The organism is Aeromonas media (assembly GCF_000819985.1).
In the GTDB taxonomy this organism is placed as follows: domain Bacteria; phylum Pseudomonadota; class Gammaproteobacteria; order Enterobacterales; family Aeromonadaceae; genus Aeromonas; species Aeromonas media.
This window is the reverse complement of record NZ_CDBZ01000119.1, coordinates 57,810-72,912: the sequence shown is the minus strand read 5'-3', so window position 1 is coordinate 72,912 and position 15,103 is coordinate 57,810. Positions and strand designations below refer to the sequence as shown.

Below are 15,103 nucleotides of genomic sequence, written 5' to 3'. Positions count from 1 at the left end.
TTGTTCGCACCTTCCTTAGGCTCCCATACATTACCTCCTGGTTATTAACTAAAAAGGAATGGTTTTTACAGGGGCTTTTTAATAGGAAAAAACTGGTCACCAAAGACCGAATAGAAATATTAAGAGCTATTCTTAATGCTAATCTAGATGGTGAAATTAAAATAACACCACTATCTATTATGTCAATAATTCACTCTGATCGTTGGTACTTACATCCCAATCGTGAGTTAGAGTTATCAAAGATTGAACTATATTTGGAAGCTCTTTCTGATACAAATGAACTAAAGAGAACAAACCATATGCAATATGATATAACTGGTCATGGTATCTCTGCCATTGAAATATATGAAGAGCAAGAAAGAAAACATACAGACAATATTTCAAATCAAAGGCGCATGTTTTGGCTAACCATAGTAATAGCATTGTTGACTTTTGTTCAGGCGGGTCTAATAAAGATGCCATCAATTATAGACTTAACAAATTTGTAGGCATGTTATTAGAAGGTAATACTTAAATCTATTTACTTTGAAGGGCGCTTTCGCGCCCTTCATTACTTATTAACCTTCCTGATTTTCCCCCGCAACCGGTTCTGCACCGGCGGCGGGTTCAATCTCGATGCGATCGACGCGCTGCAAGCCTCGGGGCAGCTTGGCACCGCGGCGGCCGCGCTCGCCACGGTAGTAGTCGAGATCAGACGGTTTGAGGGTCAGCTTGCGCTTGCCGGCAAACAGGGTGACATATTGCCCCTGCGGGATAATGGCGGCCATCACCATAAACTCTTCCCGCGCCTTGACCCGCGCCGATGGAATGCTGATCAGCTTGTTGCCCTTGCCCTTGCCGAGCACCGGCAGGGTGCTGAGCGGGAACAGCAGCATGCGCCCCTCGTTGGAGATGGCCATGCAGAGATCTGTCTCTGGCGAGCCAATCTTCTGGGGTGCCATCACCTGGCCACCTTCCGGCACGGTGAGCAGCGCCTTGCCGTTCTTGTTCTTGCCAATCAGGTCGTCATATTTGCAGACGAAGCCGTAACCGGCGTCGCTGGCGATCAGATACGGCTCCCCCTCGTTACCCATCACCAGATGGCGCACCTCTTCCCCCGGCCCCAGCGCAAAGCGACCGGTGAGCGGCTCCCCCTGACTGCGGGCGGAAGGCAGGGTGTGCGCCTCCAGGGAATAGGTACGGCCCAGGCTGGAGAGGAACACAGCCTGCTGGTTGCTGCGCCCGCAGGCGTGGGCGAGATAACCGTCCCCCGCCTTGTAGGAGAGCCCCATAACGTCCACATCGTGGCCCTTGGCGGCGCGCACCCAGCCCTTGTCTGACAGGATGACGGTCACCGGCTCGCTCGGGGTCAGCTCCTTCTCGGTCAGGGCCACGGCGGTGGCACGCTCCACTAGGGGGGTGCGGCGATCGTCGCCGTACTTCTCGGCATCCGCCAAGAGCTCTTTTTTGAGCAAGGTGTTGAGGCGACGCTCGGAGCCCAGGATCAGCTCCAGCTTGTCGCGCTCCTGCGCCAGCTCTTCCTGCTCGGCACGCAGCTTGAACTCTTCGAGCTTGGCCAGATGGCGCAGTTTGAGCTCGAGGATCGCCTCGGCCTGGGTCTCGCTGATGTTGAAGCGCTCCACCATCACCTTGCCCGGCTCATCCTCGGTGCGGATGATCTCGATCACCTCGTCGATGTTGAGGTAGGCGACCAGCAAGCCTTCGAGGATGTGCAGGCGGGCCAGCACCTTGTCGAGACGATATTGCAGACGGCGACGCACCGTCTCGCGGCGAAAGACGATCCACTCGGAGAGGATCATCTTGAGGGTCTTCACCTGGGGTCTGTTGTCCAACCCCAGGATGTTGAGGTTGACCCTGTAGTTCTTCTCCAAGTCAGTGGTGGCGAACAGGTGGGCCATCAGCCCCTCCACATCCACCCGGTTGGAGCGGGGAATGATCACCAGACGGGTCGGGTTCTCGTGGTCAGATTCATCCCGCAGGTCGGTGACCATCGGCAATTTCTTCGCCACCATCTGGGCGGCGATCTGCTCCATGATCTTGGCGCCGGAGGCCTGATGGGGCAGCGCCGTGATGACGATGTCGCCATCCTCCTCGCTCCACACAGCCCGCTGCTTGATGGAGCCCTTGCCGGTCTCGTAGATTTTGCGGATGTCGTCTCGCGGGGTGATGATCTCGGCGTTGGTCGGATAGTCCGGCCCCTGAATGTGCGCCATCAAGGCATCGAGCCCCGCATTGGGGTTGTCCAGCAGCTCGGCGCAGGCATAAGCCACTTCCCGCGCGTTGTGAGGCGGGATATCGGTCGCCATCCCCACCGCGATACCGGTCACCCCGTTCAGCAGGATGTGGGGCAGGCGGGCGGGCAGCACCACGGGTTCCTTCATGGTGCCGTCGAAGTTCGGCGTCCACTCCACCGTGCCCTGGCCGAGCTCGGAGAGCAGCAGCTCGGAGAAGCGCGACAGCCGCGCCTCGGTATAACGCATGGCGGCGAAGGACTTGGGATCGTCCGGCGCCCCCCAGTTGCCCTGACCGTCCACCAGCGGGTAGCGGTAGGAGAAGGGCTGGGCCATCAGCACCATGGCTTCGTAACAGGCGCTGTCGCCGTGGGGGTGGTATTTACCCAGCACGTCACCCACGGTACGGGCGGACTTCTTGTGCTTGGACAGCGCCGACAACCCCAGCTCGCTCATGGCGTAGATGATGCGCCGCTGCACGGGCTTGAGGCCGTCGCCGATGTGCGGCAGGGCCCGGTCCATGATGACGTACATGGAGTAGTTCAAGTAAGCCTGCTCGGTGAAGGCGCGCATGGGCTGGCGCTCTACCCCGTCCAGACTGAGCTCGATAGCATCACTCATGTGATTATCTCTTTCGGTTCGGGAGCCGCCCCTGGGCGACTCCGGCTGATACTTGCTGACCCGCGCGGGCCAGTCGATGGCTTAGATGATGGCCAGGTTGCCCTTCTCTTCCAACCATTCACGGCGATCCGGGGCGCGCTTCTTGGCCAGCAGCATGTCCATCAGCTGCAGGGTCTCGTCCCCCTCCTCCAGCTCGCCCATGGTGAGCTGCACCAGGCGGCGGGTATTGGGATCCATGGTGGTTTCCCGCAGCTGTTTCGGGTTCATCTCGCCCAGCCCCTTGAATCGGGTCACCATCACCTTGCCCTTCTTCTTCTCCGCCTCGACCCGTTGCAGCACGCCGTTCTTCTCGTCCTCGTCGAGGGCGTAGAAGACCTCCTTGCCGATGTCGATCCGGTAGAGCGGCGGCATGGCGACGTAGACGTGGCCCTTGTTGACCAGGGTACGGAAGTGCTTCACGAACAGGGCGCAGAGCAGGGTGGCGATGTGCAGACCGTCCGAGTCCGCATCCGCGAGTATGCACACCTTGCCATAGCGCAGACCGCTGAGATCGTCCGAATCCGGATCCAGGCCTATGGCCACCGAGATGTCGTGCACCTCCTGCGAGGCGAGCACCTGACCGGCCTCCACCTCCCAGGTGTTCAGGATCTTGCCGCGAAGCGGCATGATGGCCTGAAACTCGCGATCCCGCGCCTGCTTGGCACTGCCGCCCGCGGAGTCACCCTCCACCAGGAACAGCTCGCCTTGCATGGGGTCGGCGCAGTTGCAGTCGGTGAGCTTGCCGGGCAGGGCCGGTCCCTGGGTAATCTTCTTGCGCACCACCGTCTTGGCGGCGCGCATCCGGCGCTGGGCGCTGCTGATGCAGATCTCGGCTATCTGCTCCGCCAGCTCGGTGTTGCTGTTCAAATACAGGCTGAAGGCATCCTTCACCACACCCGAGACGAAGGCCGAGCTCTGGCGAGACGACAGCCGCTCCTTGGTCTGACCGGCGAACTGGGGATCCTGCATCTTGACCGACAGTATGTAAGCGCAGCGATCCCAGATGTCTTCCGGGGTCAGCTTGACCCCGCGAGGCAGCAGGTTGCGGAATTCGCAGAACTCGCGCATGGCGTCGAGCAGGCCCTGGCGCAGACCGTTGACGTGAGTGCCGCCGAGGGCAGTGGGGATCAGGTTCACATAGGATTCGGCGAGGCATTCGCCCCCTTCCGGCAGCCAGCACAGGGCCCAGTCCACCGCGGATTGATCCGTGCTGAAGGCGCCGACGAAGGGCTGCTCCGGCAGACAGGTGAACTGCTTGACCGCATCGATGAGGTAATCCTTGAGGCCATCTTCGTAGCACCACTCCAGCTTGATGCCGGTGTTCTTGTCGAGGAACTTGATGGTGAGACCGGGGCAGAGCACGGCCTTCGCTTTAAGCAGGTGCTCCAGCTTGGAGACCGAGAAGCGGGGCGAGTCGAAATAGCTTGCCTGCGGCCAGAAGCGCACCCGGGTGCCGGTGTTGCGGCGCCCACAGGTGCCGGTGATGGTCAGCTCCTGTACCTTGTCGCCGCGCTCGAAGGCGATGTCATAGACCTGGCCGTCCCGGCGCACCGTCACCTCGACCCGATCGGACAGGGCGTTCACCACGGAGATGCCCACCCCGTGCAGACCGCCGGAGAACTGGTAGTTCTTGTTGGAGAACTTGCCCCCCGCGTGCAGCTTGCAGAGGATCAGCTCCACCCCGGATACCCCTTCCTCCGGGTGGATGTCGACCGGCATGCCACGACCGTCGTCGATCACCTCGAGGGACTGATCTTCATACAGGGTCACCTCCAGGGTGCGGGCATGGCCCGCCAGCGCCTCGTCGACGCTGTTATCGATGACCTCCTGGCCGAGGTGATTGGGCCGGGTGGTGTCTGTGTACATGCCGGGGCGGCGACGCACCGGTTCGAGGCCATTGAGGACCTCAATGGCATCCGCATTGTATTGAGTGGACATGGAGGGCCTTGCGAATTGACGTTTGGAGGGAATCTTAACTGCTCGGCGGAGGCAGAACAAACTCCCAGCACAGAAAGCTTGATCTGGACAGGTACCCTGCCATTTTTCGGGAAAGGGCCGGGCCGGGGCCGGCGTTGCTTTAACGATCGGCGGGATGATTGACCCCGTCTAGCACCGGCACCTCGCCGAGCGCGAACGGATTGACCCCCTCCAGGCAGGCGAGGTTGTAACCATACTCGGCCGGATTGGAGCGGCGCTGATGGTGGGTGTAGATGCCGCAGACGCCGCAGAAGTAGTGCCTGGCGGTATGGGTGTTGAACTGGTAACAGCGAAGCTCGGCCTCTCCCTGCAGGATGCGGATGCCCGAGAGCGGCACCGAGGCGACGATGGCCCCCCGCCGCCGACAGAGCGAGCAGTCACAGCGGCGGGGATCCACCACCCCATGTGGCAGGCTGAGCTCCAGCACCACGGCGCCGCAATGACAGCTGGCCCTGTGTTTCCCCTGGATGAGGGTGTTGCCGATGCGCTTGATCATATGGCCTCCTTGCCACCGGGCTCAGCGTCCCGGGTGTGTCAGTCAAACAGGGTGTGGCGCCGCCCCTGCTGCACATGGTCGTGCAGGCTGCGCAGCTGGGACTCCACAACCCGGTGGCGGGAGAGCTCGGGCAGGGCATCGATGGGGAAATAAGCCGCACCTTGGGTCTCGTCAGTCTCGGTGAGCAGCGATCCGCCCGTCACCTCGCACAGGAAGAAGGCCTTGTGGGCATGGGGCAGTTGCGGCGGATGAGGGTGCTTGAGCTTGTCGAACAGGGCCAGCAGTTGCACGGCCCGGCATTCGAGGCCGGTCTCTTCGCTCACCTCGCGCACCACGGCGCCCGCCGGCGAGTCGCCGATGTCGCACCAGCCCCCCGGCAGGGTCCAGAGCCCGTCGCTGCACTCCTGCACCAGCAGCAGCCGGCCCGCGTCATCCAGGATCAACGCCCGCACATCCAGTTTGGGTGTGGGGTAGCCACTATCCAGGGCAATCCACTGGGCGATGGCCTCGGGCGCCAGCTCGCTCTGGCTGACAATGAGGGCGGTAGTGGCCGCTCTCAGCGCCTCGAAGCGGGCGATATCGAATGGATCGTTGGAGTAGGTGAGTCCGGCCTGGGCCGTGGCCAGCACCTGTTCCAGAAAGGTGGCCAACGGCGGTTGCACGGCTAAAGCCCGAGGAAGTGAATGATCTGAGCCGGATAGCGTTCGAAGCCAACGAAGGCGTGGTTGCCACCGCACTCCAGCGACAGGCGGGCAAACTCGTATTCCCTCAATGCCTTGCGATAGTCGAGCACCTCATCTTCCTGCTGTTGCAGGATCCAGAGCCGTTCGGGGGCGGTTACCGGCACCGCCAGCGCCCGCAGCTCGTCCATGTGGGTTGGCAGCAACTCATAGCGTTCGTCGGTGTAGGGATTGACCTGGGGGCCGAGGTAGTCGCAGAGCAGTTCATGGGGGCGCACCGCCGGGTTGATCAGGGCCGCGCGGCAGCCATACAACTCACTGACTCTCGTTGCCATGAAGCCACCGAGGGAGCTGCCCACGGCACCGAGCCTGAGCTGGCCATCATGGCGAGCCCTGGCCTCGGCAATGGCACGCTCTATGGCTTCCCAGGCCGCCGCCGGCGTATTGGGCTGGGCCGGGATGAGCACCTCGATGTCGGGCCTGTGTTCGGCGACCCAGGCAGCCATCTGCTGCGCCTTGGCGGAGCCCGGCGAGGAATTGAAACCATGCAGATAAAGGAGAACCGGGGTCATGGTGACGGACTCCTCAATACCCGGTGGCATCGGGGTCGGGCACGAACTGTCCCACCGGCAGACGCCACACCTGGCTGGCAATGCGACCATCAGGATGCAGGGTGAGGTAGCGCCAGCCCGGACCGGACTCGTCCAGGGCGAAACCATCGGACAGCGGCTTGAACTGGATACAGGTGGAGGGGCTGGCGATCAGCCTCACCCCCTGGTGCACCTCGTCAAACTCCTGATGCACATGGCCGAACAAAATGGTTTTCTGCTGGGGGTGGCGGGCCAGCACGGCGAAGAGATCGTCGGCATTCTTGAGATTGTGCTGATCCAGCCAGGCACAGCCCACCGGCACCGCCTGATGGTGCAGGGCGATGAGGGCGTGACGTTCGGGATGCTGGCGCAGCGCCTGATCCAGGGCCGCCAGCTGGTGATCGCCGAGCACACCATGGGGTTTGCCGCGCACCTGGGTATCGAGCAGGATCACCTGCCAGTGGTCCCCCACCAGTTGCTTGGCTTCGCTGATCCCGGCGGCGTGGAGGTACTCTGTCATCAGGGGGCCGTCGTCGTGGTTGCCGGGCAACCAGTAGATGGGGCGAGCCAGCGGCGCCATCATGGAAGCAAACCGCTGATAAGACTCCGGGCTGTGATCCTGGGAGAGATCCCCGGTGGCGAGGATCAGATCGAACGGATGCGCGTTGGCCTGCACCTGCTCCAGCACGGCAGCCAGGCTCTCTGCGGTTCGCACGGCCAGCAGTCGTCCCTCGGCACTGGCGAAGAGATGAGTATCGGTAATCTGTAACAGGCGCACACTGCCGTCCGGCGCCTGAGGTAGCTCTGTTTCCAAAATCACGCTTCTTTTTTATTGGGTTCGACTAGAGGATGTTGATCAGGCTGGTGCCATGTTTGAGACAAAATCTTAGCCAATCGGCCAGGAATAGATTTACCTGCTCTTTTTCATCCCTGTGATGCATTTTTTTATTGGGATAATCATAACGTGGTTGCAACATTGAAATCTGTTGCGCCGCACACACTTCCGCCATCCGCACGTCGTGATACAAACGAATCTCGATACGAGCCTGCAAGTAGCTCGGCAACTCGGGATTGTGCTGGGCCAGGATCACCTGACTGGTAAAGCGGCTCTCCTCGGTGACGGTGAGCTGGAACTGCAGGCCGTTGCCTACCTGATAACGGCGTTCGGCCCCCACGGAACCACCGGGAGGCAACAGCTTCATCAGGGCCATGTAATTGACCTCGCAGGTACGCTGCAAGGACATCAAATCAGGCACATAGCGCTTCATCGGGCTCTGGACTAATGGCATATCGCAGCTCCATCAGTCACAACCCGCAGGCAATATTGAACGAACAACACCTTAGCGCCCCGCCAGCCAGCGGGCCTGCAGCTCGCCATGATTGAGGGCCAGCCATTGCAGGGCGATGACGGAGGCGGCATTGTCGATGCGGCCCTCTTTGAGCCAGGCGTAAGCCTGCTCGCGGCTCACCACATGGACCCGGATGTCTTCACCCTCTTCCGCCAGACCGTGGATCCCCGCCGCCTGGCTGGCATCCACCTCCCCCACATAGACCTCGATCCGCTCTGTGCTGCCACCCGGACTCACCAGGTAGCTGATGGCATGCTCACAGCGACCCACCTCGATGCCCGCCTCTTCTACCGCCTCGCGGCGCACCACAGCCTCGGCGGTCTCCCCTTCATCTATGATGCCGGCCACCAGTTCCAGCAACCAGGGAGTCGGGCTGGTCTCGATGGCACCGATGCGGAACTGCTCCACCAGCACTATCTGGTCGCGCACGGGATCATAAGGCAGCAACGCGGCCGCATGGCCTCGCTCGAACAGCTCGCGAACGATGGGCTCATTCCAGCCGCCGGCAAATAACCTGTGTTGCAGTCGATAGACGTTCACTTTGAAAAAGCCGTTGTATCCCGATGATTTATCGATGATTTTCACATCATCACCGGAATAATGACTGGTTTGAGGCAAGGCTTGCTGTGACATACGAGACTCCTACCAGCTTGACTTGGCTTGGTTTGACCATAATATTCGGGGGCATGAATGAACATTCATTCACTCGCTCTCGCCGACGATGAGGGATGGATTTTAGCAGCCACAGGACATTTGGCTAGGCGCGTTGCCGAGAAAACTCGCCCTGACTCTTGACGTTTCTGTCGCTGGAAAAGAGACAGTTCGCAATGAAATCTGCTTATAGTAGAGTGGTTAAGCTGAAATCAAGCTTGGTCGATGACAATCCCCCCTCATCCAGCGGACAGCTTTGGGTTGATATATAAGGTTAAAACTATCATATGAAAAGAACACTCTTGTCAGTCATGGTGATGCTGGGTGTGAGCAGTGCCGCTCATGCCGAAAACCTGCTCGAAATCTACCAACAAGCCCAAGTCAAGGATACCCAACTGCTGGAATCCAAGGCCAAGCGAGACCAGGCTTTCGAGAAGATCAACGAATCCCGCGCAGCCCTGTTGCCACAGATCAATCTGGGTGCCGGCCTGAACTATCTGCAGAACAAGGACGATACCCAGACCAACAGCGGCGCCACCGGCTCAGTGACACTGGATCAGTCCATCTACCGTCGCAGCAACTGGGTCAACCTGGACTTGACCGAGAAGAGTGCCACCCAGTCCGACGTGAGCTACAACCTCGAGTACCAGAATCTGATGCTGCGTACCGCCCAGGCCTACTTCAATGTGCTCAAGGCGATGGACACCCTGGAATTTGTTCGCGCCAACAAGGTCGCGGTTGAGCGTCAACTGGAACAGACTCAGCAGCGCTTCGAAGTGGGCCTGACCGCCATCACCGACGTGCATGAGGCCGAGGCCGAGCGCGATCAGGCGCTGGCAGACGAGATCAATGCCGAGAACACCCTGGACAACAGCTATGAGAGCCTGCGCGAGCTGACCGGCATCGATCATCGCCAACTGGACGTGCTCAACACCGAGCGTTTCGCCCCGCAGAAGACGCCGTTCAACTCTGACAAGTGGTTGGAGCTGGCACTGGACAAGAACCTTGAGCTGCACAACGCCCGCATCGGCAAGGACATCGCCAAGGAGCAGATCGACCTGGCCAAGACGGGTCACGAGCCGACCCTGGATCTGGGCGCCGGCCTCTCCGCCGGTTACAACGACTACAAGGACGAGATCCGCAACCCCGAGAGCAACAGCAATCAGGGCAATATCGGCCTGAACTTCAACCTGCCGCTCTACACCGGGGGTGCTACCACCTCCCAGGTCAAGCAGGCCCAGTTCAACTACGTGGCCGCCAGCGAGCAGCTGGAGCGCAGCTTCCGTTCGGTGCAGAGCACGGTGCGTTCTTCTTATAACAACGTGAACGCCAGCATCGGCTCGGTGCGTGCCTACGGCCAGTCCGTCATCTCCGCCGACAGCGCCCTCAAGGCAACCGAAGCCGGTTATGAAGTGGGTACCCGCACCATAGTCGACGTGCTGGACGCCACCCGCAAGCTGTACCAGGCCAAGCAGAAGCTCTCCGAGGCCCGCTACAACTACATCCTCAGCATCCTCTCCCTCAAGCAGGCCGCCGGCATACTGGAGCAGAAGGATCTGGAAGACGTGAACCAGGGCCTGATGCCCGCCGCCCAGGTCACCAAGAAGTCCTGAGCCGGATTCACGGCATGAAAAAAGGCGACCCCCGGGTCGCCTTTTTGCTGCCTGATTGCCGGCTCCCGAGGGCGCCGACAATGGTCACGTTAGTTCGCCTCAGCCGCGCTCGCGAATGGTCTTGATGATGTCGCTGGTGGAGCAGCCGTCCTCGAAGTTCAGCACCCGCACCTCGCCGCCGTTGGCGGTCACTTCGGCATAGCCGGCGATCTCTTCGGGCTTGTAGTCGCCCCCCTTGACCAGCAGGTCCGGCAGGATTTCGGCGATCAGTCGCTGGGGCGTGTCCTCAGCGAAGGGCACCACCCAGTCCACGGCACCCAGCGCCGCCAGCACAGTCATACGGCGTTCGGTAGGGTTGACCGGACGGCCCGGCCCCTTGAGACGACGCACGGACTCATCGGTGTTGACCGCAACGATCAGGCGATCCCCCAGCTTGCCCGCATTGGCGAGGTAGGAGACGTGGCCCGCATGCAGGATGTCGAAGCAGCCGTTGGTCATCACCACCTTCTCGCCGCGCAGGCGGGCGGCCTGCACGGCCACCTTGAGCTGGGCCTCGGACATGACGCCAAAGCCGGTCTCCTGCTCGGTGTAGAGGGCGTTGGCCAGCTCCACCGGGCTCACTGTGGAGGTACCCAGCTTGCCAACGACGATGCCGGCGGCGGTATTGGCCAAGGCGCAGGCCTCGTCCAGGCTCATGCCGGCGGCAAGGGATGTCGCCAGGGTGGAGATGACGGTGTCACCGGCACCGGTGACGTCATAGACCTCGTGAGCCTGGGCTGGCAGGTGCAGCTCCGGCTGCCCTTCGCGGATCAGGGTCATGCCATTCTCGGAACGGGTCACCAGCAGGGCGTCCAGCTCGAAGCGCTTGACCAGCTCCAGCCCCTTGGCGACCAGCTCCTCTTCGCTCTTCACCTTGCCCACCACGGCCTCGAATTCGGACATGTTGGGGGTCAGCAGGGTGGCGCCGCGATACTTCTCGAACTCCGTCCCCTTGGGATCCACCAGCACCGGGATACCGGCGGCGCGGGCGCGGGCAATCATGCCAGGCACGTCGTTCAAGGCGCCCTTGCCGTAGTCGGAGAGGATCATCACGTCGGCCCCTGGCAGCGCCTGCTCCACCTTACCCATCAGCAGGCTGGCGTCCACGTCGTGGAAGGCCTCTTCGAAATCGAGGCGCAGCAGTTGCTGGTTGCGGGACAGCACCCGCAGCTTGGTGATGGTCGGGTAGTCGGTCAGACGAACGAAATCACAGGCGACTTTGACCCCTGCCATCTGGCCGGCCAGGGCATCGGCGGCCTCATCCTGACCGGTCAGCCCGAGCAACACGGCCTGGGCACCCAGGGCGGCGGAGTTCAGGGCCACGTTGGCGGCGCCACCCGGGCGCTCCTCGATGTGCTCGACCTTGACCACGGGCACCGGCGCCTCCGGCGAGATCCGGCCGGTGGGGCCATGCCAATAGCGATCCAACATGACATCGCCAACGACCAGAACGCGGGCTTTCTCAAACTCGGGCAGGGTGATTTTCATCTGTATCGGCTCTCAAAACCTGAAAATTTCAGCGGGCGATTTTATCACACTCTTTTCCAGGACGTGAAAAAAGCACTGCCATGCCCGCCATGGCGCTCCCCACCTGACCCCTCTGACCAGGTGATGGCGATTCGCACCCGCCCCCGTTTTTCGGATAGAATCCCCAGATTGCGAGTGACAGCCTATCCACGGGCACCGATACCCCCGTGTCGGCTGGGCTCCCTTCCTTGCCTTTGTGAACAAGAGACTCTTCATGGCCCAAGAACATGCTCCCCGCCTCGAACCCCGTCTGTTCCATCCCCGTTACTGGGGCAGCTGGTTCGGCCTGTACCTGCTGTGGCTGCTGGTGCTGCTGCCCTGGCGCAGCCAGATGTGGCTGGGTCGTCAGCTCGGCACCCTGGCCCGCAAGGTACTGAAATCCCGCGTCAAGATTGCCCGTCGCAACCTGGAGCTGGCGATGCCCGAGCTCAGCCGGGATCAGCGGGAAACCCTGCTCAAACAGAACTTCGAGAGCGTGGGCTGCGCCATCTTCGAGGTGGGCATGGCCTGGTTCTGGCCGGATTGGCGGATGCGCCGCCTGATGAAGGTGGAGGGGGAAGAGCATGTCATCGACGCCATCGAGAAGGGTCAGGGCATGCTGCTGCTCTCCTGCCACTTCCTCACCCTTGAGCTCAATGCCCGCTGCTTCGGCCTGGTGCGGCCCGGGGTCGGCGTCTATCGCCCCAACACCAATCCGGTGCTGGAGTATGCCCAGTACCACGGTCGCTGCGCCTCCAACAAGTACCTGGTGGACCGGATGGACGTGAAGGGGATGATCAAGGCACTGCGCAACGGCGACGCCCTCTGGTACGCGCCGGATCACGACTACGGCAGCCACGCCAGCGTCTTCGTGCCCTACTTCGCGGTGGAGCAGGCGGCCACCATCACGGGTACCGCCACCCTGGCCCGGGTCAAGAACACCGTCACCCTGCCCTGCTACAACATCCGCACCCAGGACGGCTACACCCTGCACATAGGGGCGCCGCTGGAAGACTACCCGAGCGGTGACGACCTGGTCGATGCCGCCCGCGCCAACCGCGAGATTGAAGCCGCCGTGCGCAAGGCCCCCGAGCAGTACATGTGGCTGCATCGCCGCTTCAAGACCCGCCCCAGCCCTGAAGACGCAGGTTACTACTGAGAGGCATGCATTGCTCCCTCAAGACCCGCTCCGACCCAGAGGACCCCGGTGACTACTGAGATAACCCCCTTCGGTCAGGAATGAAAAAGCCCTCGCAGTGCGAGGGCTTTTGTTATCTGCTTTTCACCACCGAATTACTGGCGGACCAAGCGGTAGATGGCGTAACCGGGGTGCTTGGCGTCATCCATCGGCAGGGTGGACTGGTACGCCAGATCCGCACCAGCCAGGGCCTTGGCCTCCTCACCCGGGGAAGAGTAGAGACGCACGTCAACGCCTGCGGGCAGCGCCTTCATGTGCCAGTTGTTGTTGGCCGCCGGGCTGAAGCCAGCCGGATTCTCCGCAGACTGGGCCTTCAGGTACTGGGCGATGATCTCCCGTGTCTCGGAGGGATCTTCGTGCACTATGTTGCTGCCGTCGATGCCCGGGAAGTGACCGCCACCGCTGGCGCGATAGTTGTTGGTCACCACGTAGAACTTCTGGGCCGGATCGATGGGCTGGCCATTGAAGGTGAGCCCGCTGATGCGCTGACCGTCGCTGACCTTGAGCCCTTCCTTGCTGTAACGGGCCGGCTGGGTGATATCCACCTCGTAGCTCACCCCGTCGATCACATCGAAGTTGTAGGTGGGGAAGCTTTCGTTCACCAGCCACTGCACCTCTGTCTTGCTGGCGTCGATCCGGTTGAACTGGCCGGCGCTCATCTCCAGCCACTCCTTGACCGTGGCCCCGTTCACCTCGACCACCTGCAGGGTGTTCGGATAGATGTAGAGGTCGGAGACGTTGCGCAGGGAGATGTTCCCCTGAGCCACATAGGTGAAGTCATTGATGCCGTTGCGCCCGCCGCGGAAGGGGGCCGCCACCGACAGGATGGGGTAGGGCTCCTTGAGCAGACCGTCTTGTTGCAGTTGTTCGGCGTAGCGGCGCTGGGCATCGCTCACCAGTTGCACCGAAGGGTCGTCCTGCACCAGGGCGAAGAAGCTGTGGATGGGAGAGGTGATCTTGCCAAGCGGCTCGTCCAGCCACTGGTTGGTGGCGTCGTGATCCGCCTGCACCAGATCCACCACCCGCTGATCCACGGCACTGCCTTCACTGGAGTCGATCTTGCGCAGGCTGGCCTGGCTCTGCTTCACCTGCCACTTGCCGTCCACCTGCTCCAGCTTGAGATCGATGATGCCGAGGTGGTTGCCCCAGTAACCGGGCATCACGGTCGGGATACCGCTCAGGGTACCGGCCTGATTGTCCACCTCTGGCAAGTCAGGGAAATCACCCGGGAAGTTCTTGTGAGCATGACCCAGCATCAGGGCATCTATCCCCTTTACCTTAGCCAGATGCCAGGCGGAGTTCTCCATCATGGCCTCATAGCTGTTGGCGTTGATGCCGGTGTGGGCAACCACTACCACCAGATCGGCCCCCTTGGCACGCAGCTCGGGCACATAGTGGTTGGCGGTCTCGACCATGTCGGCCACCACCACCTTGCCTTCCAGATGGCGCTTGTCCCACTGCAACACCTGTGTCGGCGTCAGACCCAGGATGCCCACCTTGACGGTCTGCAGCTGGCCCTTGTCATCGGTGACCTGGCGCTCCAGCAGCAGGTAGGGGGTGAACTTGTTGCCACTCCAGTCAATCTGTCCCTTGGCGTCGCGCTTGAAGGCGCCCGCCTCGAACACGTTGGCGTTCACATAGGGGAATTCGGCCCCCGCCAGCACCTTGCCGAGGTAATCCAGCCCGTAGTTGAACTCGTGGTTGCCGAGGTTGCCCGCGTCATAGTCGAGCTCGTTCATGGCCTTGAACACCGGGTGGGCCTGCTTCTCGAGGTAGCCGGCACCGGACTGCTCGAAGATGTAGTCCGCCAGCGGCGTACCCTGGATCAGGTCACCGTTGTCGAGCAGCAGGTTGTTGGGATTTTCGGCGCGCGCGGCGCGGATCAGCAGGGCGGTACGGGAGAGACCGAACTTGCGGTCTTCCTTGTTCTGGTAGTAGTCATACCCCAGCACGTTGGAGTGGATATCGGAGGTCTGGATCAGGCGCAGAGAGACGGTCCCCGGCTGCGCCTTGCTGTCGTTTTCATTGCTGCAGGCAGTTAGCAGCACGATGGCGGCTATGGCCCCCAGCTTCATGGAGTTATTCACTGTATTTTCCCTTTTATTATGAGTAA

13 protein-coding genes are annotated in these 15,103 nt (G+C 61.3%); 3 read left to right on the top strand and 10 right to left on the bottom strand.

What is annotated here, in order from left to right:
- A partial coding sequence (locus BN1127_RS22420) for a hypothetical protein (RefSeq protein WP_197069635.1) occupies positions 1–488 on the top strand: 488 nt, incomplete at its 5' end.
- Positions 489–557: 69 nt separating this feature from the next.
- Here BN1127_RS22420 and parC read toward each other — a convergent pair.
- From parC to nudF, 8 genes are all read right to left on the bottom strand, one after another.
- Complete coding sequence (gene parC / locus BN1127_RS10585; RefSeq protein WP_042649411.1) at positions 558–2,852, bottom strand: DNA topoisomerase IV subunit A; 2,295 nt, start codon at positions 2,850–2,852, stop codon at positions 558–560.
- Positions 2,853–2,933: 81 nt separating this feature from the next.
- Entirely contained in the window at positions 2,934–4,829 is a 1,896-nt protein-coding gene (parE, locus tag BN1127_RS10580) for a DNA topoisomerase IV subunit B (protein ID WP_042649410.1), read from the bottom strand.
- Positions 4,830–4,968: 139 nt separating this feature from the next.
- Positions 4,969–5,364 (bottom strand): GFA family protein, encoded by a 396-nt coding sequence (locus BN1127_RS10575; RefSeq protein WP_042649409.1) that lies wholly within the window; start codon positions 5,362–5,364, stop codon positions 4,969–4,971.
- A 38-nt stretch (positions 5,365–5,402) separates the two neighbouring features.
- On the bottom strand, positions 5,403–6,026 hold the full coding sequence (locus tag BN1127_RS10570; RefSeq protein ID WP_042649408.1) for an NUDIX hydrolase: 624 nt from the start codon (positions 6,024–6,026) through the stop codon (positions 5,403–5,405).
- A 2-nt stretch (positions 6,027–6,028) separates the two neighbouring features.
- Positions 6,029–6,616, bottom strand: a complete 588-nt coding sequence (locus BN1127_RS10565; protein ID WP_042649407.1) for a YqiA/YcfP family alpha/beta fold hydrolase — start codon at positions 6,614–6,616, stop codon at positions 6,029–6,031.
- A gap of 13 nt (positions 6,617–6,629) precedes the next feature.
- The gene (gene cpdA, locus BN1127_RS10560; RefSeq protein ID WP_042649406.1) at positions 6,630–7,448 is read right to left on the bottom strand and encodes a 3',5'-cyclic-AMP phosphodiesterase; all 819 of its coding nucleotides are present in this window, start codon (positions 7,446–7,448) and stop codon (positions 6,630–6,632) included.
- Positions 7,449–7,476: 28 nt separating this feature from the next.
- Positions 7,477–7,923: a DUF1249 domain-containing protein gene (locus BN1127_RS10555; RefSeq protein ID WP_041206485.1), complete on the bottom strand. Its 447-nt coding sequence runs from the start codon at positions 7,921–7,923 to the stop codon at positions 7,477–7,479.
- Positions 7,924–7,974: 51 nt separating this feature from the next.
- Positions 7,975–8,616, bottom strand: coding sequence for an ADP-ribose diphosphatase (gene nudF / locus BN1127_RS10550; protein WP_025325572.1), 642 nt, complete (start codon positions 8,614–8,616; stop codon positions 7,975–7,977).
- A gap of 305 nt (positions 8,617–8,921) precedes the next feature.
- Here nudF and tolC point away from each other — a divergent pair, with 305 nt between their 5' ends.
- Positions 8,922–10,247, top strand: coding sequence for an outer membrane channel protein TolC (tolC, locus tag BN1127_RS10545; protein WP_042649405.1), 1,326 nt, complete (start codon positions 8,922–8,924; stop codon positions 10,245–10,247).
- 99 nt (positions 10,248–10,346) lie between these two features.
- Here the strand turns inward: tolC and hldE are convergent, their stop codons facing one another.
- A complete protein-coding gene (gene hldE, locus BN1127_RS10540) occupies positions 10,347–11,774 on the bottom strand; it encodes a bifunctional D-glycero-beta-D-manno-heptose-7-phosphate kinase/D-glycero-beta-D-manno-heptose 1-phosphate adenylyltransferase HldE (RefSeq protein WP_042649404.1) in 1,428 nt (475 codons plus the stop codon).
- Between the two features lie 253 nt (positions 11,775–12,027).
- Here hldE and lpxL point away from each other — a divergent pair, with 253 nt between their 5' ends.
- Entirely contained in the window at positions 12,028–12,951 is a 924-nt protein-coding gene (lpxL, locus tag BN1127_RS10535; protein ID WP_042649403.1) for an LpxL/LpxP family Kdo(2)-lipid IV(A) lauroyl/palmitoleoyl acyltransferase, read from the top strand.
- A 134-nt stretch (positions 12,952–13,085) separates the two neighbouring features.
- Here the strand turns inward: lpxL and BN1127_RS10530 are convergent, their stop codons facing one another.
- Positions 13,086–15,065 carry a bifunctional 2',3'-cyclic-nucleotide 2'-phosphodiesterase/3'-nucleotidase gene (locus BN1127_RS10530; RefSeq protein ID WP_042649402.1) on the bottom strand — a complete coding sequence of 660 codons (1,980 nt, stop codon included), beginning with the start codon at positions 15,063–15,065 and terminating at the stop codon, positions 13,086–13,088.
- Positions 15,066–15,103 lie beyond the last annotated feature (38 nt).

Coding starts and splice junctions, on each gene's coding strand:
- hldE (WP_042649404.1), bottom strand. CDS start 11,774: ATGAAAATCACCCTGCCCGAGTTTGAGAAAGCCCGCGTTCTGGTCGTT.
- BN1127_RS10555 (WP_041206485.1), bottom strand. CDS start 7,923: ATGCCATTAGTCCAGAGCCCGATGAAGCGCTATGTGCCTGATTTGATG.
- parE (WP_042649410.1), bottom strand. CDS start 4,829: ATGTCCACTCAATACAATGCGGATGCCATTGAGGTCCTCAATGGCCTC.
- parC (WP_042649411.1), bottom strand. CDS start 2,852: ATGAGTGATGCTATCGAGCTCAGTCTGGACGGGGTAGAGCGCCAGCCC.
- tolC (WP_042649405.1), top strand. CDS start 8,922: ATGAAAAGAACACTCTTGTCAGTCATGGTGATGCTGGGTGTGAGCAGT.
- BN1127_RS10575 (WP_042649409.1), bottom strand. CDS start 5,364: ATGATCAAGCGCATCGGCAACACCCTCATCCAGGGGAAACACAGGGCC.
- BN1127_RS10530 (WP_042649402.1), bottom strand. CDS start 15,065: ATGAAGCTGGGGGCCATAGCCGCCATCGTGCTGCTAACTGCCTGCAGC.
- BN1127_RS10565 (WP_042649407.1), bottom strand. CDS start 6,616: ATGACCCCGGTTCTCCTTTATCTGCATGGTTTCAATTCCTCGCCGGGC.
- nudF (WP_025325572.1), bottom strand. CDS start 8,616: ATGTCACAGCAAGCCTTGCCTCAAACCAGTCATTATTCCGGTGATGAT.
- lpxL (WP_042649403.1), top strand. CDS start 12,028: ATGGCCCAAGAACATGCTCCCCGCCTCGAACCCCGTCTGTTCCATCCC.